25 protein-coding genes, 1 tRNA gene and 1 pseudogene are annotated in these 25,491 nt (G+C 44.1%); 12 read left to right on the top strand and 15 right to left on the bottom strand.

Annotation, left to right across the window (positions count from 1 at the left end):
* Window positions 1–9: 9 nt before the first annotated feature.
* Window positions 10–636: a phosphatidylserine decarboxylase gene (locus KDK67_RS01700; protein ID WP_250867114.1), complete on the top strand. Its 627-nt coding sequence runs from the start codon at window positions 10–12 to the stop codon at window positions 634–636.
* Window positions 633–1,316 (top strand): archaetidylserine synthase, encoded by a 684-nt coding sequence (locus KDK67_RS01695; protein WP_250867113.1) that lies wholly within the window; start codon window positions 633–635, stop codon window positions 1,314–1,316. The genes KDK67_RS01700 and KDK67_RS01695 overlap by 4 nt, the downstream gene beginning before the upstream one ends.
* 42 nt (window positions 1,317–1,358) lie before the next feature.
* Here the strand turns inward: KDK67_RS01695 and clpB are convergent, their stop codons facing one another.
* Window positions 1,359–3,968: an ATP-dependent chaperone ClpB gene (gene clpB, locus KDK67_RS01690; RefSeq protein WP_250867171.1), complete on the bottom strand. Its 2,610-nt coding sequence runs from the start codon at window positions 3,966–3,968 to the stop codon at window positions 1,359–1,361.
* A 210-nt stretch (window positions 3,969–4,178) separates the two neighbouring features.
* Between clpB and KDK67_RS01685 the strand changes: the two genes are divergently transcribed.
* From KDK67_RS01685 to KDK67_RS01675, 4 genes are all read left to right on the top strand, one after another.
* Complete coding sequence (locus KDK67_RS01685) at window positions 4,179–4,313, top strand: winged helix-turn-helix transcriptional regulator (RefSeq protein WP_250867112.1); 135 nt, start codon at window positions 4,179–4,181, stop codon at window positions 4,311–4,313.
* Between the two features lie 3 nt (window positions 4,314–4,316).
* Entirely contained in the window at window positions 4,317–4,451 is a 135-nt protein-coding gene (locus KDK67_RS14225) for a hypothetical protein (RefSeq protein ID WP_276575029.1), read from the top strand.
* Window positions 4,452–4,571: 120 nt separating this feature from the next.
* Entirely contained in the window at window positions 4,572–7,475 is a 2,904-nt protein-coding gene (locus KDK67_RS01680; RefSeq protein WP_250867111.1) for a PAS domain S-box protein, read from the top strand.
* 61 nt (window positions 7,476–7,536) lie between these two features.
* Window positions 7,537–7,905 (top strand): dihydroneopterin aldolase family protein, encoded by a 369-nt coding sequence (locus KDK67_RS01675; RefSeq protein WP_250867110.1) that lies wholly within the window; start codon window positions 7,537–7,539, stop codon window positions 7,903–7,905.
* A gap of 16 nt (window positions 7,906–7,921) precedes the next feature.
* On the opposite strand, the gene hisC is transcribed toward KDK67_RS01675, so the two are convergent.
* The 8 genes from hisC to KDK67_RS01635 form a co-directional block, all read right to left on the bottom strand.
* The gene (gene hisC / locus KDK67_RS01670; protein WP_250867109.1) at window positions 7,922–9,004 is read right to left on the bottom strand and encodes a histidinol-phosphate transaminase; all 1,083 of its coding nucleotides are present in this window, start codon (window positions 9,002–9,004) and stop codon (window positions 7,922–7,924) included.
* The gene (locus KDK67_RS01665; protein WP_250867108.1) at window positions 8,991–10,163 is read right to left on the bottom strand and encodes an acetylornithine transaminase; all 1,173 of its coding nucleotides are present in this window, start codon (window positions 10,161–10,163) and stop codon (window positions 8,991–8,993) included. Before KDK67_RS01665 ends, hisC begins: the two co-directional genes overlap by 14 nt.
* Before the next feature lie 27 nt (window positions 10,164–10,190).
* Window positions 10,191–11,021, bottom strand: a complete 831-nt coding sequence (locus KDK67_RS01660) for a polymer-forming cytoskeletal protein (protein ID WP_250867107.1) — start codon at window positions 11,019–11,021, stop codon at window positions 10,191–10,193.
* Between the two features lie 162 nt (window positions 11,022–11,183).
* Entirely contained in the window at window positions 11,184–11,654 is a 471-nt protein-coding gene (locus KDK67_RS01655; protein ID WP_250867106.1) for a PUA domain-containing protein, read from the bottom strand.
* 356 nt (window positions 11,655–12,010) lie between these two features.
* Window positions 12,011–13,471, bottom strand: coding sequence for an RtcB family protein (locus KDK67_RS01650; protein ID WP_276575028.1), 1,461 nt, complete (start codon window positions 13,469–13,471; stop codon window positions 12,011–12,013).
* A 57-nt stretch (window positions 13,472–13,528) separates the two neighbouring features.
* The gene (locus KDK67_RS01645) at window positions 13,529–13,969 is read right to left on the bottom strand and encodes an archease (RefSeq protein WP_250867105.1); all 441 of its coding nucleotides are present in this window, start codon (window positions 13,967–13,969) and stop codon (window positions 13,529–13,531) included.
* 69 nt (window positions 13,970–14,038) lie between these two features.
* Window positions 14,039–14,647, bottom strand: a complete 609-nt coding sequence (pgsA, locus tag KDK67_RS01640; protein ID WP_250867104.1) for an archaetidylinositol phosphate synthase — start codon at window positions 14,645–14,647, stop codon at window positions 14,039–14,041.
* Window positions 14,648–14,730: 83 nt separating this feature from the next.
* Window positions 14,731–15,270 carry an aldolase gene (locus KDK67_RS01635; protein ID WP_338101221.1) on the bottom strand — a complete coding sequence of 180 codons (540 nt, stop codon included), beginning with the start codon at window positions 15,268–15,270 and terminating at the stop codon, window positions 14,731–14,733.
* 86 nt (window positions 15,271–15,356) lie between these two features.
* Between KDK67_RS01635 and KDK67_RS01630 the strand changes: the two genes are divergently transcribed.
* From KDK67_RS01630 to KDK67_RS01620, 3 genes are all read left to right on the top strand, one after another.
* Window positions 15,357–15,430, top strand: a tRNA-Thr gene (locus tag KDK67_RS01630).
* 623 nt (window positions 15,431–16,053) lie between these two features.
* Entirely contained in the window at window positions 16,054–17,208 is a 1,155-nt protein-coding gene (locus KDK67_RS01625) for an MFS transporter (RefSeq protein ID WP_250867102.1), read from the top strand.
* 37 nt (window positions 17,209–17,245) lie between these two features.
* Entirely contained in the window at window positions 17,246–17,752 is a 507-nt protein-coding gene (locus KDK67_RS01620) for a methylated-DNA--[protein]-cysteine S-methyltransferase (protein WP_338101223.1), read from the top strand.
* Window positions 17,753–18,022: 270 nt separating this feature from the next.
* Here KDK67_RS01620 and KDK67_RS01615 read toward each other — a convergent pair whose 3' ends face one another.
* The 6 genes from KDK67_RS01615 to KDK67_RS14220 form a co-directional block, all read right to left on the bottom strand.
* Complete coding sequence (locus KDK67_RS01615) at window positions 18,023–19,186, bottom strand: PGF-pre-PGF domain-containing protein (RefSeq protein ID WP_250867100.1); 1,164 nt, start codon at window positions 19,184–19,186, stop codon at window positions 18,023–18,025.
* Between the two features lie 67 nt (window positions 19,187–19,253).
* Entirely contained in the window at window positions 19,254–20,999 is a 1,746-nt protein-coding gene (locus KDK67_RS01610) for a TIGR04279 domain-containing protein (protein WP_250867099.1), read from the bottom strand.
* Window positions 21,000–21,126: 127 nt separating this feature from the next.
* Window positions 21,127–21,531, bottom strand: coding sequence for a TIM barrel protein (locus KDK67_RS01605; protein WP_250867169.1), 405 nt, complete (start codon window positions 21,529–21,531; stop codon window positions 21,127–21,129).
* Between the two features lie 50 nt (window positions 21,532–21,581).
* Window positions 21,582–22,331, bottom strand: coding sequence for a nucleotidyl transferase AbiEii/AbiGii toxin family protein (locus KDK67_RS01600; RefSeq protein ID WP_250867098.1), 750 nt, complete (start codon window positions 22,329–22,331; stop codon window positions 21,582–21,584).
* Window positions 22,318–23,349, bottom strand: coding sequence for a hypothetical protein (locus KDK67_RS01595; RefSeq protein ID WP_250867097.1), 1,032 nt, complete (start codon window positions 23,347–23,349; stop codon window positions 22,318–22,320). The genes KDK67_RS01600 and KDK67_RS01595 overlap by 14 nt, the downstream gene beginning before the upstream one ends.
* A 167-nt stretch (window positions 23,350–23,516) precedes the next feature.
* The gene (locus KDK67_RS14220) at window positions 23,517–23,639 is read right to left on the bottom strand and encodes a hypothetical protein (RefSeq protein WP_276575027.1); all 123 of its coding nucleotides are present in this window, start codon (window positions 23,637–23,639) and stop codon (window positions 23,517–23,519) included.
* A gap of 65 nt (window positions 23,640–23,704) precedes the next feature.
* Between KDK67_RS14220 and KDK67_RS01590 the strand changes: the two genes are divergently transcribed.
* From KDK67_RS01590 to KDK67_RS01580, 3 genes and pseudogenes are all read left to right on the top strand, one after another.
* A complete protein-coding gene (locus KDK67_RS01590) occupies window positions 23,705–23,947 on the top strand; it encodes a type II toxin-antitoxin system PemK/MazF family toxin (RefSeq protein ID WP_250867096.1) in 243 nt (80 codons plus the stop codon).
* Window positions 23,948–24,097: 150 nt separating this feature from the next.
* The gene (locus KDK67_RS01585; RefSeq protein WP_250867095.1) at window positions 24,098–25,237 is read left to right on the top strand and encodes an RNA-guided endonuclease InsQ/TnpB family protein; all 1,140 of its coding nucleotides are present in this window, start codon (window positions 24,098–24,100) and stop codon (window positions 25,235–25,237) included.
* A gap of 30 nt (window positions 25,238–25,267) precedes the next feature.
* Window positions 25,268–25,491 (top strand): annotated as a pseudogene (locus KDK67_RS01580) (hypothetical protein); the annotation flags it as partial.

Here is a 25,491-nt window from a genome sequence, read left to right as displayed (position 1 = left end):
GAACCGGAAATGTTAGCTAAAGATTCTCTTTCATGGGTAGTTACTGTAGTTATCCTAACAGGTATTTTCCTGACCGCAGCGGTCTTGACGGGAATTGATCTTGTATGGTATCTGTTCTACCTCTTTCTCTTCCTTACCGTCTTTGTCATCTGGTTCTTCCGGGACCCTGGCAGGACTACCAAGATATGTGACCATTGCATGTTCTCAGCAGCCGATGGCAGAGTTATTGATGTCAGTGGACAACGGGTATGCGTATTTATGAATGTCCATAATGTGCATGTGAACCGTGCTCCCATCTCTGGTGTCGTAAAGAGCATAACTCACAAAAAAGGTGGCTATTTGCCTGCTTTTCACAAGGATTCTGAACGGAACGAACGCACCGTCACAGTGATAAAGAGCAGCCATGGTGATGTGAATGTTACTCAGATAGCCGGTGTAATGGTTCGCAGGATAGTTTCCTACGTCAATGTAGGGGATGAGCTTGTCAATGGTGAGAAGATAGGGATGATCCGTTTTGGCTCCCGTGTCGATGTGACCATTCCGGAAGATTTTGATATTACCTGTAAGGTCGGAGACCGTGTGTATGCAGGCGAAACGGTAATCGCAAAAGAAAAAGGCTTTAAGGTGCGGAAATGACTTTTATAAAACTACTTAAGATCCCGGATGTTGTGACCCTTGGCAATGCCATGTTCGGTATGCTTTCAATTTTCAGCGCATTTTCTGGAAAAGCCGATCTCGCTTTCATCTTTATTCTCTTAGCAGCTATTGCCGATGGTGCGGATGGGTTTCTGGCCCGCAGAATGGGATCAAGTGTCATAGGTGAAAATCTTGATTCACTTGCAGATGCTATCTCTTTTGGTACGGCACCAGCAATTGTCATCTTTTTGATATATGGGCATCTCCAGCCTTCTCTTGTGGGAGCTGTTGCCTGTATCTATGTTATCTGTGGTGTTCTCAGACTTGCGAGATTCAACACAAAGAACAAGGCTATCCCTGATTTTGAAGGGCTTCCAATAACTGCTGCAGCTGCTGTTCTTGCCTCTTACATGTTAATGGGGGATAAATACATAATACTGTATGGGATCGTTACGATAATGCTTTTGTTATCATATCTTATGATAAGTGAACACCCTTATCCCAAACTTCGGCATCCCAAAGCAATGGCCATTATGGCAATTATCTTCATGCTTCCAATATTGTCCTATTTCATCCTGCCGGAATATCTTTTCATCTTTGCCACATTAATGTTCTTATTATTGCTTCTCTATCTCGAATCCCCTATAATGAAGATTCCGCGGCAGTATTATGATGAATGAACAATGAATCGAAAAAGTGAAGGGAAGTGCCCCTTCAATTGATCATTGCTCTGCTCTCGCTGTTCTCACACTGACCACGATACCCCTGTCATCAGCATCCACGTCTATGGTAGAACCTTCAAGGGCCTTTCCTTCAACGATCAACTTTGCAACTGCTGTTTCTACCTGGTTCTGAATGACGCGCTTGAGGGGTCGCGCTCCAAAGGCTTCACTATAGCCAGCTTCACCAAGGTAATGTTTCGCCTTCTCTGATATTTCAAGCTCCATTCTCTTCTCTTTAAGCCTCTGTATGAGGTCAGCGACCTTAATGTCAACAATGCTCACAAGCTGTTCCCTTGTTAGTGGTCGGAAAATGGCAAGTTCGTCGATACGATTGATGAATTCCGGTCTAAAATATTTAGCAAGTTCATTCTGCGCCATCTCCTGCATTTCTGCGTAATCTTCACCTTCTTCCAGTTTCGAGATGGTGCGGTCAACGCATATATTAGATGTCATGATGATCAGTGTATTCTTGAAATCCACTGTTCTTCCATGCGAATCGGTCAGTCTTCCATCATCGAGTATCTGGAGCATGACATTGAACACATCAGGGTGGGCCTTTTCTATCTCATCAAAGAGAACGACTGCATAAGGTCGTCTGCGAACTGCTTCTGTAAGCTGTCCTCCTTCCTCATGACCTATATATCCCGGAGGCGCTCCGATAAGGCGTGCGACGGTATGCTTTTCCATGTATTCCGACATATCGATGCGTATCATATTGTTCTCATCATTGAACATTTCCGCAGCAAGTGCCTTTGCAAGTTCGGTCTTGCCAACTCCGGTAGGTCCAAGGAAAATGAAACTTCCAATGGGTCTTTTCGGGTCCTTGATGCCTGCATAAGCGCGTATGGTCGCATCGGAAACCGCTTTCACTGTCTCGTTCTGGCCTACAATTCTCTCATGAAGTTTATCTTCCAGATGTGTAAGCTTCTCACGTTCCCCTTCCATCAACCTTGTTATGGGAATGTTGGTCCATTGGCTTACTACCTGTGCAATATCCTCTTCCCAAACTTCTTCCTTGAGGAGCATGTCATCCTGTTGCTCCTGCAACTTTGTTTCCTCTTCTTTATACTGATGTTCCAGGGGGGTTAGTGTACCGTATTTCAGCTTTGAGGCCAGCTCGAAATCACCGCTGTTCTCAGCAAGTTCAAGCTGTGTCTTAATATCCTCTATCTGCTGTTTCAGTGATCCCAGGTTTGCAATGGTGTCCTTCTCGCTCTGCCACTTCGCACGCATGGCATCGGATTCAGCACGAATGTCCGCAAGTTCCTTCTCAAGATCAGCAACTCTTTCCTTTGAAACCGCATCCTTCTCTTTTTTCAGAGCTTCTCTTTCTATCTCGAGCTGCAATATCTTACGATCTGCCTCATCAAGCTCGGATGGTTTGCTATCAATGGCCGTTCTGACCTTTGCGGCGGCTTCATCAACAAGGTCGATGGCCTTGTCTGGCAGGAACCTGTCCGAAATATAACGGTTACTGAGGACCGCAGCAGCCACGAGTGCAGCATCCTTGATCCTTACTCCGTGGTGAACCTCGTATCTTTCTTTCAGCCCTCTGAGGATGGATATGGTATTCTCGACATCAGGCTGGTCAACAAGGACTGGCAGGAATCTTCTTTCAAGAGCTGCGTCCTTTTCTATATACTTGCGGTATTCGTCAAGCGTGGTGGCACCTATGCAATGCAGTTCGCCTCTCGCAAGCATCGGCTTTAGCAAGTTCCCTGCATCCATTGCACCTTCTGTAGCTCCTGCTCCTACGATGGTATGCATCTCGTCAATGAACAAAATGATCTGTCCCTGGGAATCGGCAACTTCCTTTAAGACTGCTTTAAGGCGTTCCTCGAACTCTCCTCTGAACTTCGCTCCTGCGATGAGTGCACCCATGTCGAGTGCTATGATCTTCTTATCCTTCATGTCATCAGGAATATCATGTTTTGCAATACGCAGGGCAAGTCCTTCTACAATAGCTGTCTTACCAACCCCTGCCTCTCCTATGAGTACGGGATTGTTCTTCCTGCGGCGTGAAAGGATTTCTATGGTATGTCTGATCTCCTGTTCCCTTCCTATTACCGGGTCAAGTCTTCCTTGAGCTGCAAGTTCGGTGATATCAATTCCGTATTTCTTGAGCGGTTCCATTGTGTCTTCCGGATTTTCGCTGGTAATGCGTCGATTCCCCCTTAGTTCTTTAATTGTTTCTAATGTGGCATCCATTGTGATGCCTGCTTCCTCTAGTATCCGGCAACTTGTACTCCCCTTTTCTTTTAGGAGTGCGATGAGCACATGTTCTACACTGATGTATTCATCATGCATTGAACCTGCTTCATTTTCAGCCGTGTCGAGCACTCTGCTGTATGCCTGACTCACGTAAGTCTGCCCACTCCCCGACCCGGATACCTGTGGCAGTTTTGACAAATGATCTTCAAGTTTTTTTATTATCGACTGATTGTCAACTCCCATACTGTCAAGAAGGGTAGGCACAAGCCCGCCATCCTGTTCCAATAATGCAAGCAACAGATGCTCGCATTCCGTTTGCTGGTTATAATACCTTGCAGCAATGGAGAAAGACTTCTGTATGGCTTCCTGTGCTTTCTGTGTAAAACGGTTAAGGTCCATTTTTACCTCCGTATTTGGTGATACAATGGTATTCGACTTTCTGTCCTTTGATATCTGATCGTACTTCTGCAACGGAAACATTTCCCCCTGTTCCACGTATCGATCTCAGATATTCAAATGATCTGTTATTGTTTGATCATCAACTTATGCCAAACAATTTCATTTAGTGTATATCACATTTAAACATTTTCCAAAAAAATAGTACTTACCATGCTTGCAAATCTTTCCGAAGATGAGGGGGTAACTTCGGAGATCCTTGCAACAACCCTTGGTATTAAATTATCACGTGTCAATCATCATCTTCGAAATTTCCTCGATGCCGGTCTTGTCTACAGGAAAAAATGATCATTGTACCTGCGTGGCGGTAGTCTCAAAGCAGCGGTATGTGAGATGAGAAAGGATTCTGAGGGGATACTCGATGAGCTGGAAATGATGGCGGAAATTATTGACAATGAGGTTGGGCTTAAGAGCAGGTTTCATTAATTTTTATTATTTCGCAGTGTAAATATTTATTTGTATAAATACGCTTATATAATCGTTTGGACATACTTATTCATTGAACATTGTTGTGGGGATAACGCGTTCATTTAAATGGGGGAGGCAATGAGTATTATCAGCAGAGATGCCGGTGAAGGGCTTTTGAGTTCGTCACATACATCTGAGAAAGATGTTCTTTTAGAAGGGAATGAACTAAGTTGTCTATTTATCTTTGATTTTATGGCAGGTAAGATTTCCTTTGAGCAAGCTGCTAAGCAAATAATCGAAAAGCTCCCTCTTGCTTTCAGTAATCCTTATAATGTCTGTGCATGTATGGATCTTCAAGATTCCTTCTATAGCTCCGACAATTTCAAAAGGACGAATCACTCTCTTAATTATAATATTTCTTTGAACAATGAGTTAATTGGCGTCATATCTGTATACAATTTAGATGAATTGGCGGATTCGGATATCCAGTTATTTTCTAAGAAGGACGAGGACATATTCAAAACAGTTGCCAATCATGTTGAATTGATGGTAATGCATCGTAATATGTATGCCTCCTCCTTTGAAAAGGATGAGTCATATCGTTTTCTCATAGAAAACATCAAGGATGTGGTCTATTCTATTGATACGGATATGAACCTGTTATACATTAGCCCACAGGTTAGTTCATATGGTTATACTCCTAAACAGGTATTTGCTGGAAATTGGCTGGACATAGTCCATCCAGATGACAGGAAAAGACTCATTGATAGTTATCGTGCTACGATCAGACGGGAGTTCAATAAACCTACTGTTTTCAGATTATTTGATTCAAAAGGAAACATTCACTGGATGGAAGAGGTGGGGACTCCTATAATGAACTCATCTGGTGAAGTTACGGGTATTAACGGTATCCTCCGGGATGTTACTGAACGAAAATATATGGGGGATGAGTTAAAACAACGTGTAGAATTTGAAAAAACAATTCGTGATATATCTTCAAGTTTCATTAATTTTTCATCAGATGAACTTGACGAGAAAATACATGATGCTATGGAAGCTATTGGTACAGTTTCCGATATTACTCAATGTCATATTTACGATTCCACCTCTGGAAGTTCTCTCCTTTCCGTTCTTTATGAATGGGACAAAGATGGTAAGGGACCTCTTGATGAAAGTATAGGCGACCTTTTCATTTCAAAAATTCCAGAGCTTTTTAAAAATCTAATATCCGGTAAAAATATTGTAGTTTCATCTCTTGATGAACTCCTTTTTGGAGTGGGTGCAGAAATAGACCTGATCAATTATTTCCACATAAAATCTTTTGTTGTTGTACCAATGATAGCAAAAAATAAGTTGATTGGTTTTATTGTTTTTAGCAGCAGGGAAAAAGAAGTGCAATGGTCGGAATTTGAAGTGGATATGTTCGGTCTTGTGGGAATGATCATTGGGAATGTACTACAACATGAACGTTACAACAAAGTCCTTCGTGAAAATGAAATGTATTTCCGTTCTCTTTTTGAAGAGAGCAATGATGCGGTCTTGATCCATACTCTGGATGGTACAATTTTAAATATCAATAAAAAAGCCTGTGATATGCTCGGTTATGAAAGGAATGCCTTCTACAACATAAACGCTTATTCTCTGTATGATGAAGATCTGTATGATGAGTTTCCTGCTTTTGCAAGAAGGGTGTTGGCAGAAGGTTCTGCTTACTCGGAATCGTGTATGAACAAAGCTGATGGTGGCGTTATCGATGTCTCAATAAGTTCTTCCTTTGTTGACCGCAATAAGAGAGTTATACAGAGCATTGTTCAGGACATCACTGAAAAGAAAAAAGTTGAGCAGGAACTGAAATCCTATCGCTTGAAATTGGAAGACAAAGTGAAGGAAAGGACTGAAGAACTGTCTCGTGTCAATGAGCAGCTTGAAGAAGAAATCTTTGAGCGTAATTTAGTTGAAGTTTTGATGGGGGAGCATGAACTTCTACTTGAAAATGTTCTTGAATCGTCGGGTGACAGCATTGCTTTTTTTGATATGGGTAATAAGGCCAAGTTGATGAATTCACAATTCCTGGATATGTGGAAAATTCCTGAAAATATAGGGGTCGATATGGACTATTTGGATCTATTTGCGGAATTTGTTTATCCACATCTTGAGAATGCTGAATATGTAGGCTCAAAGGTCCGTAAGTTCTCAAGCCTAAAAGAAAAAGATAGTGGATTGCTGTATTTCAAAGATGGTCGTGTCGTTGAATATAATTTGTTCCCTGTTTTCAAGGATGGGGTCATCCAAGGTCATGTCTATAATTGTCGTGATATAACTATAAATAAAAAAGCAGAATCTGAACTTAAGAAGTACGCGGAGGATCTGGAATATTCTAATGAGCTAAAGGACTTGTTTGCAGATATCTTGCGGCATGACCTGTTAAATCCAGTTGGAATAGTCAAAGGTTTTCTGTCCGTTCTTATACAGAAAGAAAAAGACCCCTCTATGCTGGATATGCTCAGAAAGGTGGAAATGAGCAATCAAAAGGTTATCGATATGATCGGGATGGCTTCAAAACTTTCAAGACTTGATTCAGTTGAAAAAATTGAGTTCAATGTTATTGATCTCGGTTTTATGATCAACATTGCAAAAACAAACTTTGGGGCAATGTTCGAGAATAAGAACATGAGGGCTGTATGCCGATTCAGTGGAAGTTATTTTGCAAAAGCCAATATAATGATCGAGGAAGTATTCGCAAACCTTTTTTCAAATGCTATAAAATACAGCCCAGAAGGTAGTACTGTCTATGTTGATATTTTGGATGCAGGCGATGAATGGAAAGTGCAGTTCACTGATTTTGGTGAAGGTATTTCAGACGAAGACAAGCCACTAGTATTCGAACGCTTCAAGCGTGTAGGAAACAGTAGCATAAAGGGAAGTGGGATTGGTCTTGCAATCGTAAGGAAGATTGTCGATCTCCATGGTGGCAGTTTTGGAGTTGAGGACAATCCTGATGGGAAAGGATGTGTTTTCTGGATCACTGTGAAAAAAGGATAATCCTCGGTTCTTCTACCACATTGGCTATATATATGAAGGTCAATGTCGTTGCATCAGGAACATGGTAGATAGAATGGTCGAAGATACAATTACTGACAGGGATAACGTGCTTTTTGAAGCGGGTATCAAGCTTGGAGCTTTATATCATCAGTTCACCGGTTCTCCGGTGAACCTTCGTACTGTGGAAAGCCTTGAGACAGCTATTGCACAGAGCATTTCAGTGCAGCCGTGTGTGGAAAAAATTACTGTGAGCATAGATCGGGATATCCTCGGCTCAAAGCTTAATGATGAATTCGGTTACTGCGAGCTTGAAGGGCGTATGCTCAATGTTCAGATCGATGCAATATACGGCTCAGCAAAGGTGCATGTTTCAATGGAGTTCAATAAGGAACTTGACTATCCTTTGATGAAAATAGATAAAATAGACTGACCGCTCAGAGTAGCAGTCAGATATCGGAGAAGGCCTTTACGACCTTCTCATTCTGTTCTCGTGTTCCAATGGTCACACGTATGAGTGATACGCCGGCATGTGCAAAGGAGGTGCAGTCACGCACAATGATGCCCTTTTTGAGCAATTCGTTAGTGACATCGCGTGCTTTGTGTGGTGCTACATCGACAAGTACGAAGTTAGCCTGTGTATCGTAGACCTTGAAAGGCAATTCTTCCTGAAGGAACTTCTTTCCTTTAACTGCAAGTTCGATACTTTTATTCAGATGTTCGATGTCTGAGAGGGCAGCTATCCCTGCGGCCATTGCAGCCGTACTGACATTGAAGGGGGTTGCTATTTTCATGTACTCTTCTCTGAGCCACTCCGGCATGATGCCGTATCCCATTCTCATACCTGCAAGACCGAATGCCTTTGAAAATGTCCTGCCCACAATGATGTTGTCATGTTGGGGTACAAGATGTGCAACATTCTTCTCGGCAAATTCCACATATGCCTCATCCACGAAAACAAGTGCATCGGTAGCTGCTGCGATCTTCAGTATGTCTTCTTCAGGAATGACATTTCCTGAAGGGTTGTTTGGAGAACACAGGAAGATGATCTTCGTGTTCGGTGTGATGGCTGCCAGTAATTTATCCACATTGATCGAAAAGTCCTTTTCACGCTGGACATATACCGTAGTTGCACCGTTGGCACGTGCAGCTATCTCATAGTAGGAGAAGGTAGGGGTAGTGATCACCACTTCGTCACCGTTAGTTATGACAAGTCTTGCCAGTCCGTCCAGCAATCCATCCATCCCGGGACCGGATGCAACAATATTGGCTGCAGGTATGTCTGTATACTCAGATATCGCATCCACAAGTTCGCGTGCATCTGCTGAAGGGTAGATACTGATTCCCTGTGCATTCTCTATGAGTGCTTCGACAGCTTTTGGTGAAGGTCCGAGCGGGTTCTCGTTCGATCCGAGTTTGATGATCGAGGATGGTTCAAGCCCGTAGGTCTGCACGATATCCTCGATGGACTTGCCGGGGACATATTTGGCAATGGATGCTATCTCATCCTTTATCAGTTCATATCTGGGCAATGATCTCGACCACCTTGTCTATCTGTTCCTTTGTAATGATCAGTGGAGGTGCTATGCGGAGTACCTTCTCGGAGGTGCAGTTTAAGAGAATGCCATTATCCCTTGCAAGGTCTACGATGTCTGCACAAGCCTTGTTTATTTCTACACCGATCATAAGACCGCGTCCACGAACTTCGACAATGCTGTCGTTATCAAGGGAATTGAGCTTGTCCATGAAGTATTGCCCCATCTCTGCCGAGCGTTCCACCAGCTTCTCATCCTTTATTACATTGATAGATGCCAGAGCTGAGGCACAAGCAAGTGGTCCTCCACCGAAAGTTGCAGCATGCTGGCTCTTTCCAAATGAAATTCCATCACGTGCCACAATAGCGCCCATTGGGAATCCGCCGCCGATAGCCTTTGCCATGGTCATGATATCCGGTTCGACCTTTGAATGGTCCTTGCAGAACCATTTACCTGTCCTTCCAAATCCTGTCTGCACTTCATCGAATATCAGGAGCATCTCGTTCTCATCACATATCTCACGCACTTCTCTCAGGTATTCATCGGAAGGCACATTTATGCCGCCTTCTCCCTGTATAGGCTCTACAATGACGGCAGCAGTATCTTCTGTAATTGTATCCCTTATGGCCTGTGCATCGTTATAGGCTACGAATCTCTCTCCCTGTATAAGTGGCTCGAAAGGTGTCCTGTAAATGGATTTGTATGTGACTGTCAGTGAACCCATGGTCCTTCCGTGGAATGAGTTCTCGGCAGCGATGAATTCTTTCTTGCCGGTGGCAACCCTTGCCAGTTTCATTGCAGCTTCCACGGCTTCGGTTCCGGAATTGCAGAAAAATACACGTCCCATGCCTGAAATATTTACAAGTTCTTCAGCAAAGTTTGCCTGGACGTCCGTGTAATAGAGATTGGACGTGTGTATGAGCTTGCCTGCCTGCTTGCTGAGAGCTTCGACCACTTTCGGGTGGCAGTGTCCAACATTGTTCACAGCGATACCTGCAACGCAGTCGATATATTCCCTGCCCTCAATATCACGGACTATTGAACCCTGTCCGCTTTCAAGTGCTAATGGCTGGCGAGTGTATGTCTGCATTACATACTTTGAATCCTTTTCAACGATTGAATTATAATCTTTTGATAGAGTTGTCTCTTTGGTCATAAAAAGCCTCTAAATAGTTAGTAATGGTCAAATATCAAGCGTCATAAGTTCATTTTCATTGAGGATCTCATTATCTTCCCTTACGAAGATAATTCCTCCGGGTGCTCTCATGACACCGTCAACACGTGCACTTTCGTGTATCTTTATGGAATTGGCATTTATCTCACCAAGAACATGTGTTCCCTTGTTGATGTATATATCACCTCTGGATACAATGTTCCCGTGTATGATATTATCTTCCCCGAGGTCCACTGTATTAAGGGTGCGGATACTTCCATAAAGCGTAGTATCATTTCCCATCTCGAGTGTGGAAGCACGGATATTGCCGACAAGGCGACAATTGTTGCCTATGGACGCTGTGGCTGGTACTCTGATGGAATCTATGGATATCTTAGAACCGTTCGGGACGATCATGGCGAGATTTCCTATGGTCTCTACTTCTTCATCGAAAAGCTCATCAAGCGCCTTTTCGACCTCTTCATCCTTGCCCATGCGTAAAAGTTCTGTCAAATAAAGGAACAGGTATGCTATAACAGGAATCGGGTTCCTTACAACGATCCAGCCCTTTGCTTCGAAACCGCTGCTGATCTTCACATCATTTCCAATGTCAAGGTCGCCTTTTACAACGAGCCTTCCATCAATGGTGACGAACTCACCGATGTAAGCGTTCTCTTTTGTCTTGACGTTCCCACCGATGTGTGACCAGATATCTATCCTTACATCTGAGCTGGCAACTATGTCACCTGAAACCTCTACCCTTTCACCGAGTATGGCAGCTTTGGCGATAATTCCATAGCGTATGTCGGAATGGTTGCCCACTACGATATCACCATCAAGAACGATGTTCCGTTCTTCCATTTTTGTATTGTCAGGAATGACAAATGTCTTCAGGAGTCCCTCTTCTGCGATATTTTCACTCTCCGGTGGGGATGATTTGAGATTATGTATGCTCTATCAGCTTATTTAACCTGTTGCTATGTGTAGATTTTGAAGTCTGCCTGCTGTTTTGCAAGAGAAAGCTCATTGTTCGCATCCGCACCTGACATCGACCGCGGCACCGGTATCAAGGGCTTCGATCTCTTCAGGGGACAACACCAACTGTCCTGTTGCGATAACCATGTCGTTCTCATCGACAACGATGACCTCATCCCCGCTCCGAAGTTCAGGGTCTATGGCAGTTACATGTTTTGCAAATGTGGTCTTGCCCTTGGAGACGAAAGGCACAGCATCATCACAGACAGTGACCCTTGAACCTGGCGCAGGTATGTGTTTGTGTATAACTGTTGCAGCATCCATGCTCAATGTGAAAGTTCCATCCCTTGCTCTTACGGTCGCAATACGTTTGCCTTGGCTCATTATCTGTCGGATACGTTTTGTCCTTGAGAGCTGGAATGTTGAGTCCTCGGGGAACAGAATTTCTCCGCATCCTTTTCCAAACTGGTAGTCAGCCATGACACGAACTTTTTTCAGCATTTTCGCATTTTTATCCATGGACGCAAGATTATGTATTGCACTTAAAAATAGTATCGGTCGAAAATATGTTTCGGCATCGAATTGTTGGCATAACAACTTTTATATTTAAATGGTACCAATCAGCTTTAAATAATATTATATCAATCTTTATATTGAGGAAACGGGAAGATTGCTTGCAAACTTTTGTGTTGTAAATGACTGTAATCAAGCAAACCATTCATCCCCTCAAACAACCGTTTCCTCACTCTCTTGTTATCTTCTTTTGTGGTATTGACCTGAAAGCTTTGCTTTTTTGATAAATTAGTCTGATGCCATACGATATAAGGGCCAATATATTCATGTCGCCCTTATATCCTTAACATATCTTTTACATATCAGCCTTTAATAACGCCCATGGGCATCATTTTTGCTACCTTTCTTGCGATATCCAGTTCGTGGACCACATTGACCACTTCGCTACTGGATTTGTAAACGCCGGGAGCTTCTTCTGCAATGACAGCTGGATGTGCAGACCTGACCGTAATGCCCCTTTTCTCAAGTTGCATCTTGATATCTTCTCCTTGGAACTCCTTTTTAGCATGTGAACGGCTCATCACCCTGCCGGCACCATGACATGCACTTCCGAACGAGATGTCCATTGATCGATCTCCTCCGTGAAGTACATAGGATGCTGTGCCCATGCTTCCGGGGATAAGCACAGGCTGCCCGACATCACGATATTTTAAAGGAACTTCCTTATGTCCCCTTGGGAATGCCCTTGTAGCACCTTTACGGTGGACGTAGACGTTCTTCTTTTTGCCGTCAACCTCATGCTCTTCGAGCTTTGCCACGTTGTGTGCCACATCATAGACAAGTTCTAATCCCAGCTCGTCAATATCCGACCTGAATGTGTCTGCGATAACATCCCTTGTCCAGTGCGTGATCATCTGGCGGTTGTTCCACGCATAGTTGGCGGCACATATCATTGACCCGAAGTAGTTCTGTGCTTCTTCGGACTGCGCCGGAGCACATGCGAGTTGCTTATCTGGAAGTTGTATGCCGTATTTCTTCGAAGCCTGTGACATCGTCTTGATATGGTCCGTACAGATCTGATGACCTGTGCCGCGTGAACCGCAATGTATCATAAAACTGACCTGACCTTCTTCCAGTCCAAAAGCATCAGCAGCCTCCTGGTCATATATCTTATCAACATATTGCACTTCAAGGAAATGATTCCCGCTTCCAAGGGTTCCCGCTTGTGGTCTCCCCCTCTTTCGTGCCTTGATGCTTATGTGACCAATATCTCCGCCTTCGATACACCCGCCGCCTTCACAGTGCTCAAGGTCGGTCTTTTCCCCATAACCGTTCTCCACTGCCCACTTCGAGCCATGCAGGAATATATCATCGAGTTCGCTGTCTGTAACTCTCAGACGGCTTTTTGACCCGACACCCGATGGCACTGCCTCGAACATCCTCTCTGTAAGTTCTTTCATCTTCGGGCGGACCTCATCGACCGTAAGGTTGGATCGTAAAAGCCTTACACCGCAGTTAATATCAAAACCCACGCCTCCCGGGCTGATAACTCCTTCCTCTTCATCAAAGGCTGCAACGCCTCCTATGGGGAAACCGTAGCCCAGATGGGCATCAGGCATTGCCATGGAGAATTTCTGTATCCCCGGTAATTTTGCCACATTTGCCACCTGGTCAAGTGTTTCCGGCTCGAGGTCCCGGATGAGCTTCTCTGAAAGGTATATCCTTCCCGGAACGTTCATTCCAGGCGAGTAGTCCTCAGGTATCTCCCAGATATTATCATCTATCTTCGTGAGCAAATCAGTTATTTTATTTCCGCTTTCCATGTATCCCACCCCTTGATGATATTGTTCTTAGTGTATCATCGATAATATTCGTTAATTTCATGTATCGACAGTGACCTGGACCATGGATCCGTTCTCGGTCTCTTCCACTCTCAGATCATTGTATGTCACTGCCTTGACCTCTGTATCGATCTCATGCCTTTCAAGGTCTATCTCTTCACCGCATGCATGACCTGATAATTCGAATTCTCCATCCTTTTCTGTTATATTTTCAACCTTGAACTCCCCGAATGCGAGGAAATCCACTTCGAAAAGAAATAGAAGCTCTGAGAGCCACTCAACAAGCAGTTCATCGATCTCTGGTGCATTGACGATGATATCTTCTCTGTGCTTGCAGTCCACTTTTGATGTATTTATCATCACATTGAACATAGCTTCCGCAGCATTTGCAAAAGCATCTTCCTTTGTTTTGCCGTAGGCTCTGAACTTTGCATCCGCAGTATGTTCAAGATATTCATATTTTACTTCAGTGGACTGCATAATTTTTAGATGGTCTTTGCTCTACTTTAAACTATTCCAGAACGATCAGATGGGTCAATATGTCATGTCTCAGAGGCGCTTCCATATGCTGCCCATTCTCTGTATGGCTGTAATATGGCTGCCAATGGCTATCACTACGAGAGACCACCCGATGATCGTGTATCCGAAGATCGCTTCACTGTAGATGTAGTAGGCAAGGGATGCTATCAGTATCAGTACAAGCCTGTCAGCCCGACCCATGATGCCGCCATAGAACCTGCCGATACCCAGTGCCTGTGCCTGGGTTCCAAGATAGCTGGTCAGAAGTACACAGACAATGGCTATGGTGCCTATCTGCCAATGGACATGTCCTCCGAAGAACATTCCGCATATTATGAAAACATCGGAATATCTGTCAATGACATGGTCAAGGAAATCGCCTTTTTTACTGTCTTTGCGAAGGTACCTTGCGACTGCACCATCGAGGGCATCAAGGAATGAGTTAAGGGCAACAAATAATATCGCTATGAGTGCACTTAAGGGGTTGTCCACAGAAAAATAGAATGAGATACCTGCAAGTGCAGCGCATACCAGTGAACCCACTGAGAGAGCGTTTGGTGATATGCCTTTGTTCGCTACGCTTCTTGCTATCGGGTCGAGTATCCTTGTAGCTGCCGGTCTGAATGAATCAATGGTCATGGCTGTTCCTTGTATGTTCAATAATATTAGGAGTCTATTATCGTATATTGACTATTAGTTTTTTTGGTTCTTTTCGTATGGATTTATTTTTTGGCAAGGTCTACAAGATACTTTATTCTGCATGAATGTTCGATCTGTGTCATTATTATGTATGCTTCTGATAGTGTCTCACCTATTGCGAACGGTCCATGGCTGTAGACTACCATTCCTCGATGCTCTTCAAACGCCTTAACAGCTCCTTCTCCTACTTCTTTAGAACCGATACCGCCTTTAACGATGGGTATCTCCTTCAGGAAAAGCTTTCCTTCACTGTCAATAGGTATTATCTTATCCGAATCCGTAATGAGCGTCTGTGTGACGGAATAGGGGCAATGCGCATGAACGATCGCTTTTGCATCAGTTCCCTGATAGATGTTACGATGGACCGATGCCTCTGAAGATGCCAGTACGTCAAGCGCTGATGTATTTTCGATGGGCACTTCTACCACACTTTTCTCCTCTATCTCATCCAGTGCCGCACCTGTCCGTGTTATTATCATACTTCTTCCAACACGCACACTGATGTTCCCGAAATTAGACTCTACAAGCCCGTGGTCCACAAGCTTTTTCCCGAATTTTGCCATTTCTTGCCACATAGTATATCTACCACTCTACATTCAACCATAACATTTATTTGTTATTATGCATTGTATGGGTACGTTTCAATAGCGCCTCGGTGGCTCAGCCCGGCAGAGCGAGTGATTTGTAATCACTAGGTCGCGTGTTCAAATCACGCCCGAGGCTTTTTTCTCTCTGTATATGTTATTTTCTGCTTCTAATACTTCTATTGTAATTTTTCTTATGTTCGATTATTCTGAATATTTGTGTCTAGGCTACGGCACCCGGCATCTTTGTAACAAAAAGGAACAGTTATATAAAATATCAACATATGTGATGGAAGGTGATAATGGTTGGTATCTAATGATTATGTTGTAGGTTATTATGGCTCTACACCTTCATTTTTGGACTATTCATTTTTTATAATTCTATGTGTTGCATTTTATCTGGCAGCATATGTAACTCTAAAAAAGTTTTATGATGGAAATTTCAAAGTGGCATTTGCTATCGTTTATCTTCTTCTTTGTGTCTTCTCAACACTTCTGTCTGCATTGATCGCTTTCTATCTTTATTAAAGTTTAGTATGTTATGATGAATGTCTTCTGCCAGCGAAATACACGATCTCAGGGCCTATCAAGTTCGTGTATGATTTTCACCGGCCAAGACTATATGAGCGTTCAATCTTCGACAAGTATTTCCTTTTTGTTTTTCCTCTTCCCATTACCCTTTTCTCTCTTTCCTGGTGGTACAGTGCAGTTAATTAAACATCATATCCTATCTAAGACCAAACTCTCCAAGGATCTCTAAAAATGCAATTCAAACCCTATCACCTTGCATTCCTTGCAGCAACCGCCTTCTTTGCAATGGCAGGTGGTGCTATACTTGCTCCTGTCCTTCCGCAGATGGTTGGACCGCTTGGCAGGATGCCCCACGAAGTTGCACAGTTGATGACCGTCTATACCATCTCCACAGCCATCTTTTCGCTGGTAATTGGCCATTTTGTGGACAGGGTCAATAGGAAGACCATCCTTGTTCCCTGTCTTGTTCTCAACGGTCTGATGGGGTATTTCAGTTTCTTTGCGATGGACCTTGAAACGTTGCTTGTGTTGAGGTTCGTTCAGGGTATAGGGATAGCCGGTATGATGTCACTGATAATGCTGGTCATAGGGGATGTCTATGAAGGGCTTGACCGTATTCAATCCATGGGAAGGATAAGTATGGCCATAGCCATTGGTTCTGTTACGGCACCTCTTATTGGTGGAGGTCTGGCCACAGTGGGGTGGAACTATCCGTTCCTGTTCTACGTCCTCTCCCTGCCATTTGCCCTTCTGGTGTGGGTGTTGCTTCCGGAAACAAAAGATCCTGGGCACCATGAAAATGCCAAAGGGCTTGGCGAAGCGCTTCGGGCATTGAAGGACAAGAGAATTGCTTATACGGTCTTCTTAAGTTTCGCGATCTTCTTCCTGCTATTCTCAATTGTGGTTTACATTCCGTTCATGCTGCAGGAAGTATTCGGGTTCGCTGCAAAGGAAGCAGGGCTTGTGCTCTCCATTCAGGGATTTGCTATCATTCTGGTGGCTTCCAACATAAAGAAGCTTGCTACAAGGCTATCGCTTCCAGTGCTCATAGGGTCCGGTTTTATCCTTATGGGTGTACCGATATTTCTCATCTCTCTGAATGTTCAGCTTCCTGTCCTGTTCCTGCTTCTTCTTTTCTTCGGTGCCGGTTTTGGTCTTGCACAGGCCAGTATTGACTCGCAGATCATACAGATCTCACCTGCGAGGGCAAGGGGTGGTGTTCTGTCCATTCACAATACCATGAAATATCTGGGACAAAGCGCTGCACCGGTGCTGCTGGGTGTGGTACTGCTCTACTTCGGTCTGCAAACAGTTTTCCTTTTGGCAGGTATTTTCGGTCTGATAGTGGCGGTGACCACATTTGCAGTCAGGGGATGGTTCGATTGATATCTGTCTATATAATACAAATAACAAAGAAATGAACATGTACTACGATCTAATGCAAACAGGCCTTGTGGGTGAGCTCCTTATCACAGGCGACAATGACGGCTTGAAAAAAGTATGTCTGATCAAAGGCAAGAATGACTTTATCATTCCTTCAGACTGGATTCGTGATGAAGTTCTTTTTTCAGATGTTAAGGAACAATTGGGGCAATATTTCAAAGGTAATTTGAAAGAGTTCGACATCAGATTGACTCCCGAAGGCACTTGCTTTCAGAAGCTGGTATGGGATGCCCTCACAGAAATACCGCTTGGAACGACTGTGACCTATGCCGATATTGCAAAAATGATCGGTAGGCCGAAAGCTGAGCGGGCCGTAGGGGGTGCTATCGGTGCAAATCCTATACTGATCATCATTCCGTGTCATCGGGTGATCGGTTCTTCAGGAAAGCTCACCGGATTCTCAAGTGGTCTGGAAAACAAGGTCCTGCTTCTGGAGCATGAGGGGATGGAAATAAAAGGTAGTGGAAGGTCAGCTCTTGTGATGTGATCTGATCCTTTACCGTTATTTGAAAGGTATGGGTGAAATTGAGATAATTATGTGTGATGTGGGATCTTGGTTAACTATGGAGCCATTGCTTCCAAGTATGACTGCTATGCCAATGTTATGAAGAGCTAAAGGAAATTTACCGCTGGGTATTACTTTCACACACTGCTTTTTTTAAAAAAGGATTCTCGCATCATCTTGCAAATAAAAGGCGCTACATTAAATTCGGGACCAAAAATCAAATAAATAAAAAGAAAGAGGGGCTTCACCCTCTTATTTTTTCTTAAGATATTTCCTGATATCATCGCGTTTAATGTATCCCATAAATCCGATGATCGTGGCAAACGATAGTAACATAGTTATATTGCCTATCGAAGTTTTTGCATCTGCGGACGTTGTGCGATTTTCTCCCTTATACGATGTCGTTCGATCTTCGGACCCTTCTGTCGAAGTGTTCGTATCTGTACCAGTTAGCCCTTCATCCTCGGATACAACACTGTTTGTCTCGCCGGTTATTGCAAACGGTGAAAATCCAGGTGTTTTTGCTTCGAAGTAGATGTAATCCTTGGATTCCTGCACCTTCGTGGTTGGCAGAGGGTTCCATGTCCCATCGTGATATCTGTTCAGTTTTATTGCGGATCCATCGATGTCATTTGCACCGATCCATGATCTCTCCACCCTAAATCCAATGACCGGGTTGACTATGTCATTTGGTGTTGCATATCCTGCTTTTCCAACCCAAATGTTCATGTTCTGATAAACTTTTCCGGCTGGATTGGTCTTTACCAGTGCGGATGTATCTTTGAGCGTCTCGATCGTAACGGAGATCATACCGGAGTTCTTCAGTGCATCGAATTTGATGAAATCGATATTGTTTTCTTTTTCATTGAATTGGTATGATACTTTAGCACCATTCATCACGTATGCACTCTTTACTTCTTTCTTTACAATGTTCTCGAAGGTTTCGCCGGTTGCTCCACTGCTGCCGCCACTGCTGCCGCCACTGCTGGTACCACTGCTGGTACCACTGCTGCCACCACTGCTTGGCTCTACTACAACTTCCACCACTTCCATCTGGGTGTCACAGTCAATTGGCTGGACTCCAGGAGCTGCTACCGCTAGGTCGAACATTCCATCAAATGTGTATGTTCCCAGTGCTGCATCTCCAGGGATTGTGACGTCATAGGTCAACTGTTCGACACCTAATGCTGCGTTGACGTCAATCCAGCTTACTGTATTTGCATCAACGACTAATCCACTACCAGATGGATTGCTTACGTTCCATCCTGCAGGTACATTGTCTTCGATGACGGTCTTGTCTGCGCCATCAAGTGTGATGTCCAGAGTCACAGTTATTGTTTCACCCGGGTTGGCACTTGTCGGAAGGTCCCTGCAGACATTAAGATCTGCTGCTGCTGAGACCATCGAGAGTGTCATTAGGCACACTAAACTTAGGATTCCAAACAATTTGATACTTTTTGGTATTTTCATATTGAACCCCCCATTACTTGCAATATGATCCACCCATGCGGTATAGATCAATTATTTCACTTACCATTCTAATGCTGGTTTGACCTGCGTAGTAGTCATCGATTGTAGTGTTTACCTCATCAATGCTGATCATGCCGTCTTTGTTTGCATCATATGGGTGGTAAGTACCACTTGTGTATGTGGAGAAGTGGGTCACTTTGGCCCAACAGCAACAGATGTGCTCTGTGTTGTACTGGCCGGTCTCAAGGCAGCATGGCGGGTTTCCCGGTTCCAGCTGTACCCAGTTGGTGCTGTTCTCGTCATACCAGTGGAACCTCATTGCATTTGGGTCAAGTCCGTTCAGGCAATGGTGCGGGCAGTCTATGTAGATGTAGGCGTAGGCCATTGCCTGGCTGAGGTTGTCATTCGCTGTGAATGTGGCAAAGCCTGCAGGAGTGTAGAACAGTGGCTGGGTGACGTTATTTGGCAATGTTGTACTTTTCTCGATCTGGAGCATACCATTCGTTAGGCTCTGGTTCAAGCCAATGATCACGCGTATCCCGTTCCTTGTGTCATTGATAATTATCTCGTCGCCTGGACCTCCGAAAAGGTCCATCCCTACCTGGGTGATGTACATTTCATACTGTTCAAAGGCGACCATGTCGTGGTCGGAGGTAACTCCTGCGAATACGAGGTAATCTCCTTCGGAAAGGCCGGTGGTGTCTGCATATAATGTTGCATTGGTACCATATACCGCTTCGTAGACTATGGAGATGTTGTCTGCTCCGAAGATGTCGGTGAGACATTCCTCTAATTCTGCGCCGTCAATGTCGTCCTTGGACATGCCCACGAGGTCGAACCCCTCGATTATGGGAACGCCGTTCATGAGAACATCGAATCCGTTCAGGGTGCCATCGAACTCTACGCGGACATCGGTGGTATAAGCGCTTTCTTTTATGAGTATGGCGCCGTAGGTGTAGGTCTTATCGGGTGCATCTTCCACGGTGATGTCGAGCTGAACGTTGTTGCTGTTGCGTGTCGTTCTCAGGTCGGCGCTGTAGTCGAGGACCTCGAAAGCAGTGGCGGAGAGCAGTATGTTCTCTTCGGTGATGTCATCGGTGTGGATGATCATTATTGAGTAGGAGCCGGGATTCATGTCGTTGTAGGTCATTGACATGTCGCCGTTGCCATCAAGGACAGCTTCTGATTCCTGTGAGTTGTCATAGATCGCATGAGCACTTGCTGTGTTTCCTTCCATGAGGTCATCAAGGACGTGTTTCAGGTCTACTATGGATGAGTTGAAAAGATATACGTCCACTTCTCTGTTAGCGAAGTGGTCGGAGCCGTGGAAGGTGAAGGATACATCGTCCAGTCCGGATCCTGCCACGTACATCTGGTGGGTGTCGTAGGGGTAGGTGATAACGTGGTCCGTATTGTTTTCCACGTTAAGCTCAACGGTGACGTTCCTCCCTTTTATGATGGCATTCTTACTGTTTATGCCGTTGTAGGTGAATGTGAAAGGTTCGGGTATTTTGAAGGTTTCCCCGCCGCTTAAGGATATCCAGTTGCCTTCTGCTGTGCCATTATGATCGGCAAAACTGACGTGGTTCTCATCAATGCTTATTTCCATTATGTATTCGTCATTCATGGTAGCAGATGCCACTGTTATGAATGAGAATGTGATAAATAGGGACAAAACTAATGTTATTCCAGTGTATAATCTGCTCATAAGTACCGCCTTTTCGACATGCTCTGCTTTTTTTATCACAGAACTTGCCATTATCTTTGATAATGTCTTTTAATTTTTATATTGTTGTTCTGTTAGTAAATAATGGTTTCGACTGGAAGTTTTTTTAAAAGTTTCCATAAGGACCCATTTCGTCCTTTCGTTACCGTTCATATCGATATTAGTTTGAGAAGGTATTTCTCAAAAGAAGGGCATCCTCTTCGAGATTCGGGCTTTCACAGATCACAAGCCCCTTTATGTCGAACTCATGAAATACTGCCATGAGGTCGATATAATTATAATCCGATTCCTGGTGCAGCAGGTGGTTCTTCTCCCCCTTCTCCGTATAGGCTATGCCGGAGATATGGCAATGCATGCTGTCCAGCCCAACCCTTCCAAGCGCATTTTCCACGCTCTCAAAAACGCTTCGGAACTCTTCTATAGTATTATACTCCCCGCAGCTGCGTGCGTGCAGATGTGAGAAGTCTATGCAGGGCATTACCCCCTCGATGGCTGAAGCCATCATCAGGGTCTCCTCCAGATCGCCTAACTGGGTCGGTTTGCCGGTGGTCTCCGGGAGAAGCACCACATTGATGCCCTCGTCTGCAAGTTCTTCGTAAAAGTGTCACTGTTGGATCAATGGATCAAGGATATCATCCGGTCGATAATGGATCTGGCATCATCTTGTGACATCCTGCCATACTTCTCTATCCCTTCATCCGAATTATATGCTGAAGTGAGACATTTTTCGAGAAATGGGTATTTTTCCATTAGTCTGCCTAGTACGGAGATCTCTATCTGCTCCCCGCCATGATCGGGATCGATCAATGCAAGAACATCTGCATAATCTTTTATTAGCTTCCCTGTCTCCCATTCAATATCATCACTTGTCCCATGAGCAATTCGATAATTGCGATCCCATACGGCCTTCAATTTCAAAACAAGCAATGTTGCCCGGTTTGGTACTGCCATTTCGATCCCTCCCCGAATTTGCCTTGTTTCTGTGTTCCCGTTAAGAATGCTGAAATCTAAAGACATGTCCTTCCCTTCAAAAGGAAAGGGCTTCTGCCTGGTTGCAAAATCAATGATGACCGGACCTGCTTCAGTTTCCTTTTTTACACTCGTTGGTATCCCTGGCAGCTTATATGGTGTAAAACCACGATCATTTCGCAGGTGACGCATTAAGCTCTTTCGTGTACTTGCGTTCGTTATGAGATCTATGTCGATGGATCCGTACCAGGAGTTATATGAATCCACTGCCCAGTCCCCAATGAGCACAGTTGTTGGATCCTCTCTTTCTTCCTTTTCATGAAGGTACTGGCTAATTACCTCCAATTCATCTAAGGAATATCTGATTATATTGCCCATATTTTCATATCGTGTCATACATCGAAACCATTTCTTTTGTAATGTCCATTGCAGAATATCCCATTCCGGCCAGGTCCAGAAGTGTCTGCGAGGGTGATACGATCCTGATTCCCTCTTTTTCGCGGCTATCCTGGAATACGTCCCTGTCAGGCCTATAGACCACTGCCTTTATGGTATTTCCCGAATGGGACTCAAATAATTCCCGGAAATGGTCAAGATGTTCATCTCTCATGTATAGATAGACCGCATCATGCCTTACGGCATAACCTGTGTAAAGTGATGCTGCAGTGTATGTTGTGAATCCCACAGGCATGTTATCCTGCATTGCAAAGGCTTCTGTGATCTCTCTTGCTGCATGCATGGACCCGCTGAACGGTATACGGATCTCATCGATCTTAAGATTTGCAAGCGGGCGTTCCCATGCAACGCCATTGAGCAGTTTGTCCACGTTTGAAATGCTCACGTGGTTGTGATCCTGTTTCACAATATTCTGCCGCATCAATGCCTGGACCGTTTTGTGTGCCCATCCATATGATACATTTTCGAGGAGTGATAATTGGCGTATCGAGGTCTTTTTCTCCTTCAACAGACGGGATACTATTTTCCATGATTTGTCCGATGTGATCCGATGGGTTTTGGACCCGAACTGTTCATTGCTGCCGGGTTTGAATGTCCAGGGAAGTTTTAGCATAATGATACCCAATTGGTCCATTATCTGTTTTTCCCTTTCAGGGAATGATTTTGCAGCAACGACCAGTTGTATGCTCTTCCTCTTTTCCATCTCTTCATTCTGCAGCCAGAGATCACGAAGCAGGTTCATCCTTGCGACCGTATCGATGGTAGCTTTTGACTTGATCTCTATAAGGTATATGGTGTCATTGTCTTCCAGTAATGCATCCGGGCGGAGGGGTAGATCGCTCACGTAATACTCATATGATGTGCTGAGACTGGTATTCAGGTGATCGGAAGAGATGCCCAGGCTATCTTTGATGTAATTCAGGATCTCTTTGTGCTCAATTGATTCTTTTTTTATCATGTACAGTTATCACTATATTATGATAACTACTTAAACTTATCAGTGATACCTATCTTTACTTTGTGATATGCATATAATGTTATCACTGATAACCAGCACTGTCAGGAAGGCTCGGAAATAAGCCCGGCTACCCTCTTCCTTTTCCAAATTCACTGTCTGAAAGTATCCTACAGCAGCATTGCATCCTCCTCCAGTTTCGGACTCTCGCATATCACAAGCCCCATCAATCCAAACCCCCGAAACGCTGCCATCAGGTCAGCATAATTAAAGTCCGATTCCCGGAGCACCATGTGGTTCTTTTCCCCCTTCTCTGTATAGGCTATGCCGGAGATATGGCAATGCAGGGTCAATAGTAGTGCTGCCATCATTTTCTGATCTGACAGCAACCAAAAAGAGACCGGCTTTAGTAGTTGTGGATCTGAAGGCTGATGATGTTATCCTCTGTCCGATCACATCTACTCATAGAAGTGATGGTTATGATATTTCTCTTGGATCAGGAGATCTGATCGAGTTTTATTTTCTTCTAAGCAAGAAGACCACCGGTTTCAACCTCGCATTAAATCAAAGATTTAATGGGAGTTTCATTTCTTCGAAATGAAACCGGTGGATGAATTGCGTACACTCTTACGGTTTTTCGTTCCGTCGATATACCGCTTAATTGTTTCTTTCGTACACGGCTGAACTTGTAGTACTCATGTTTACCCATAGGCTCGTAAGGTATATAGCCCTTGTTAACCTATAGGCTTATATGCGTAAGGCATACAAATTCCGTCTGTACCCGACCAAAGAACATGAGAGAGTTCTGGTCAAAACTCTTGATGTGTGCAGATACATCTATAACGAGTTTCTTGCGGACAGACGAAATGCGTATGACAGATGCAACCAGGGATTAACGACATTTGACCAGATAACTCAGGTCAAGTATGTCGAGTGCAAGATACCTGTACAATCCCAGATCAAGCAGGATGTACTCAGAAGACTTGGAAAGTCATTTGATGCTTTTTTTAGACGGTGTAAAACAGGTGAAACACCCGGATATCCACGATTCAAAGGAAGAGATCGGTACAACAGTTTCACATATCCTCAATCTGGTTTCAAGATCGAAGGAACTATACTAAAACTTTCCAAGATCGGAAATATCAAAATCAAACAACACCGAGAAATAGAGGGTAAGATCAAGACATGTTCCATCAAACGTGAAACCGATCAGTGGTATGCAGTGTTCTCTGTCGATATGGGTGCAAATCCCGAAAAGGTCAATCCGAATATATCCATAGGGATTGATGTTGGGCTTAACTCCTGTGTCACGCTGAGCAATGGGGATCAGTACGATCCTCCTACATATTACCGCAAGTCTGAGAGATCCCTTGCAGTTCAACAAAAGAGACTGAGCAAGAAGAAGAAAGGGTCAGTGAATCGGCTCAAACAAAAAACTAAAGTTGCTAAGGTTCACAGAAAGGTACGTAACCAGAGACTTGATTTTAACCATAAGTTGAGCAGGGCTCTTGTCAACAGGTTTGACAGGATAGTGTTCGAGGATTTGAGTATCAAGAACATGGTTAAAAATCATCACTTTGCAAAATCAATACATGATGTTGCATGGGGTCAACTGATACAGATGGCAAAAAGCAAAGCGGAAGAGGCTGGCAAGTATGTCGAATTGGTTAATCCATACAACACATCACAAAAATGCAGCAGCTGTGGAAACATCGTCAAAAAGAGTTTAGCTGTCAGGGTTCACAGGTGTCAAGAGTGTGGACTTGAGCTTGACAGAGACATTAATGCTGCAATCAATATTCTCGATCTATGCACCGTAGGGACTACGGATAGAGCCTGTGGAGTCACGGACGTTGGTCTGGGCTTTGAAGCAGGAAGCCACCCATTTTAATGGGCGGTAGTTCACTAGCTGGTAGTACATATGACCAAGAACACAAAAATATGCTTACTTGTGTGCATCACACTAAGCCTTTTCTTATTGATACCTTCCGCGGGTGCTTTTGAGATAGCACCTGCAAACCCGAACGTTGGCGATGAGATCATCGTGACCGGAGACTCACCAACAAGCTCGGTCCCCGCAAAGATGGTGTTCACTAAAACCGTCCCGGTCGAAGATGGGACATATCTTTATTATGTTGGTAAAGT

The sequence above is a fragment of the Methanococcoides seepicolus genome, from assembly GCF_023684405.1.
Classification (GTDB): Archaea; Halobacteriota; Methanosarcinia; order Methanosarcinales; family Methanosarcinaceae; genus Methanococcoides; species Methanococcoides seepicolus.
The sequence above is the reverse complement of the archived record's forward strand: the minus strand, read 5'-3'. Positions and strand labels throughout refer to the sequence as shown.

What these genes read in the sequence shown, in the direction of transcription:
- KDK67_RS01635 (WP_338101221.1), bottom strand. Translation starts at nt 15,270, where the DNA reads ATGGCAAAATTCGGGAAAAAGCTTGTGGACCACGGGCTTGTAGAGTCT.
- KDK67_RS01600 (WP_250867098.1), bottom strand. Translation starts at nt 22,331, where the DNA reads ATGACACGATATGAAAATATGGGCAATATAATCAGATATTCCTTAGAT.
- KDK67_RS01620 (WP_338101223.1), top strand. Translation starts at nt 17,246, where the DNA reads ATGTACTACGATCTAATGCAAACAGGCCTTGTGGGTGAGCTCCTTATC.
- KDK67_RS01685 (WP_250867112.1), top strand. Translation starts at nt 4,179, where the DNA reads ATGCTTGCAAATCTTTCCGAAGATGAGGGGGTAACTTCGGAGATCCTT.
- KDK67_RS01610 (WP_250867099.1), bottom strand. Translation starts at nt 20,999, where the DNA reads ATGGCAAGTTCTGTGATAAAAAAAGCAGAGCATGTCGAAAAGGCGGTA.
- KDK67_RS01595 (WP_250867097.1), bottom strand. Translation starts at nt 23,349, where the DNA reads ATGATAAAAAAAGAATCAATTGAGCACAAAGAGATCCTGAATTACATC.
- KDK67_RS01645 (WP_250867105.1), bottom strand. Translation starts at nt 13,969, where the DNA reads ATGCAGTCCACTGAAGTAAAATATGAATATCTTGAACATACTGCGGAT.
- KDK67_RS01695 (WP_250867113.1), top strand. Translation starts at nt 633, where the DNA reads ATGACTTTTATAAAACTACTTAAGATCCCGGATGTTGTGACCCTTGGC.
- KDK67_RS01585 (WP_250867095.1), top strand. Translation starts at nt 24,098, where the DNA reads ATGCGTAAGGCATACAAATTCCGTCTGTACCCGACCAAAGAACATGAG.
- KDK67_RS01660 (WP_250867107.1), bottom strand. Translation starts at nt 11,021, where the DNA reads ATGGAAGAACGGAACATCGTTCTTGATGGTGATATCGTAGTGGGCAAC.
- pgsA (WP_250867104.1), bottom strand. Translation starts at nt 14,647, where the DNA reads ATGACCATTGATTCATTCAGACCGGCAGCTACAAGGATACTCGACCCG.
- KDK67_RS01625 (WP_250867102.1), top strand. Translation starts at nt 16,054, where the DNA reads ATGCAATTCAAACCCTATCACCTTGCATTCCTTGCAGCAACCGCCTTC.
- KDK67_RS01665 (WP_250867108.1), bottom strand. Translation starts at nt 10,163, where the DNA reads ATGACCAAAGAGACAACTCTATCAAAAGATTATAATTCAATCGTTGAA.
- KDK67_RS01655 (WP_250867106.1), bottom strand. Translation starts at nt 11,654, where the DNA reads ATGGATAAAAATGCGAAAATGCTGAAAAAAGTTCGTGTCATGGCTGAC.
- KDK67_RS01675 (WP_250867110.1), top strand. Translation starts at nt 7,537, where the DNA reads ATGGTAGATAGAATGGTCGAAGATACAATTACTGACAGGGATAACGTG.
- KDK67_RS14220 (WP_276575027.1), bottom strand. Translation starts at nt 23,639, where the DNA reads ATGGTGCTCCGGGAATCGGACTTTAATTATGCTGACCTGATGGCAGCG.
- KDK67_RS01615 (WP_250867100.1), bottom strand. Translation starts at nt 19,186, where the DNA reads ATGACACTCTCGATGGTCTCAGCAGCAGCAGATCTTAATGTCTGCAGG.
- KDK67_RS01650 (WP_276575028.1), bottom strand. Translation starts at nt 13,471, where the DNA reads ATGGAAAGCGGAAATAAAATAACTGATTTGCTCACGAAGATAGATGAT.
- KDK67_RS01700 (WP_250867114.1), top strand. Translation starts at nt 10, where the DNA reads ATGTTAGCTAAAGATTCTCTTTCATGGGTAGTTACTGTAGTTATCCTA.
- clpB (WP_250867171.1), bottom strand. Translation starts at nt 3,968, where the DNA reads ATGGACCTTAACCGTTTTACACAGAAAGCACAGGAAGCCATACAGAAG.
- KDK67_RS01680 (WP_250867111.1), top strand. Translation starts at nt 4,572, where the DNA reads ATGAGTATTATCAGCAGAGATGCCGGTGAAGGGCTTTTGAGTTCGTCA.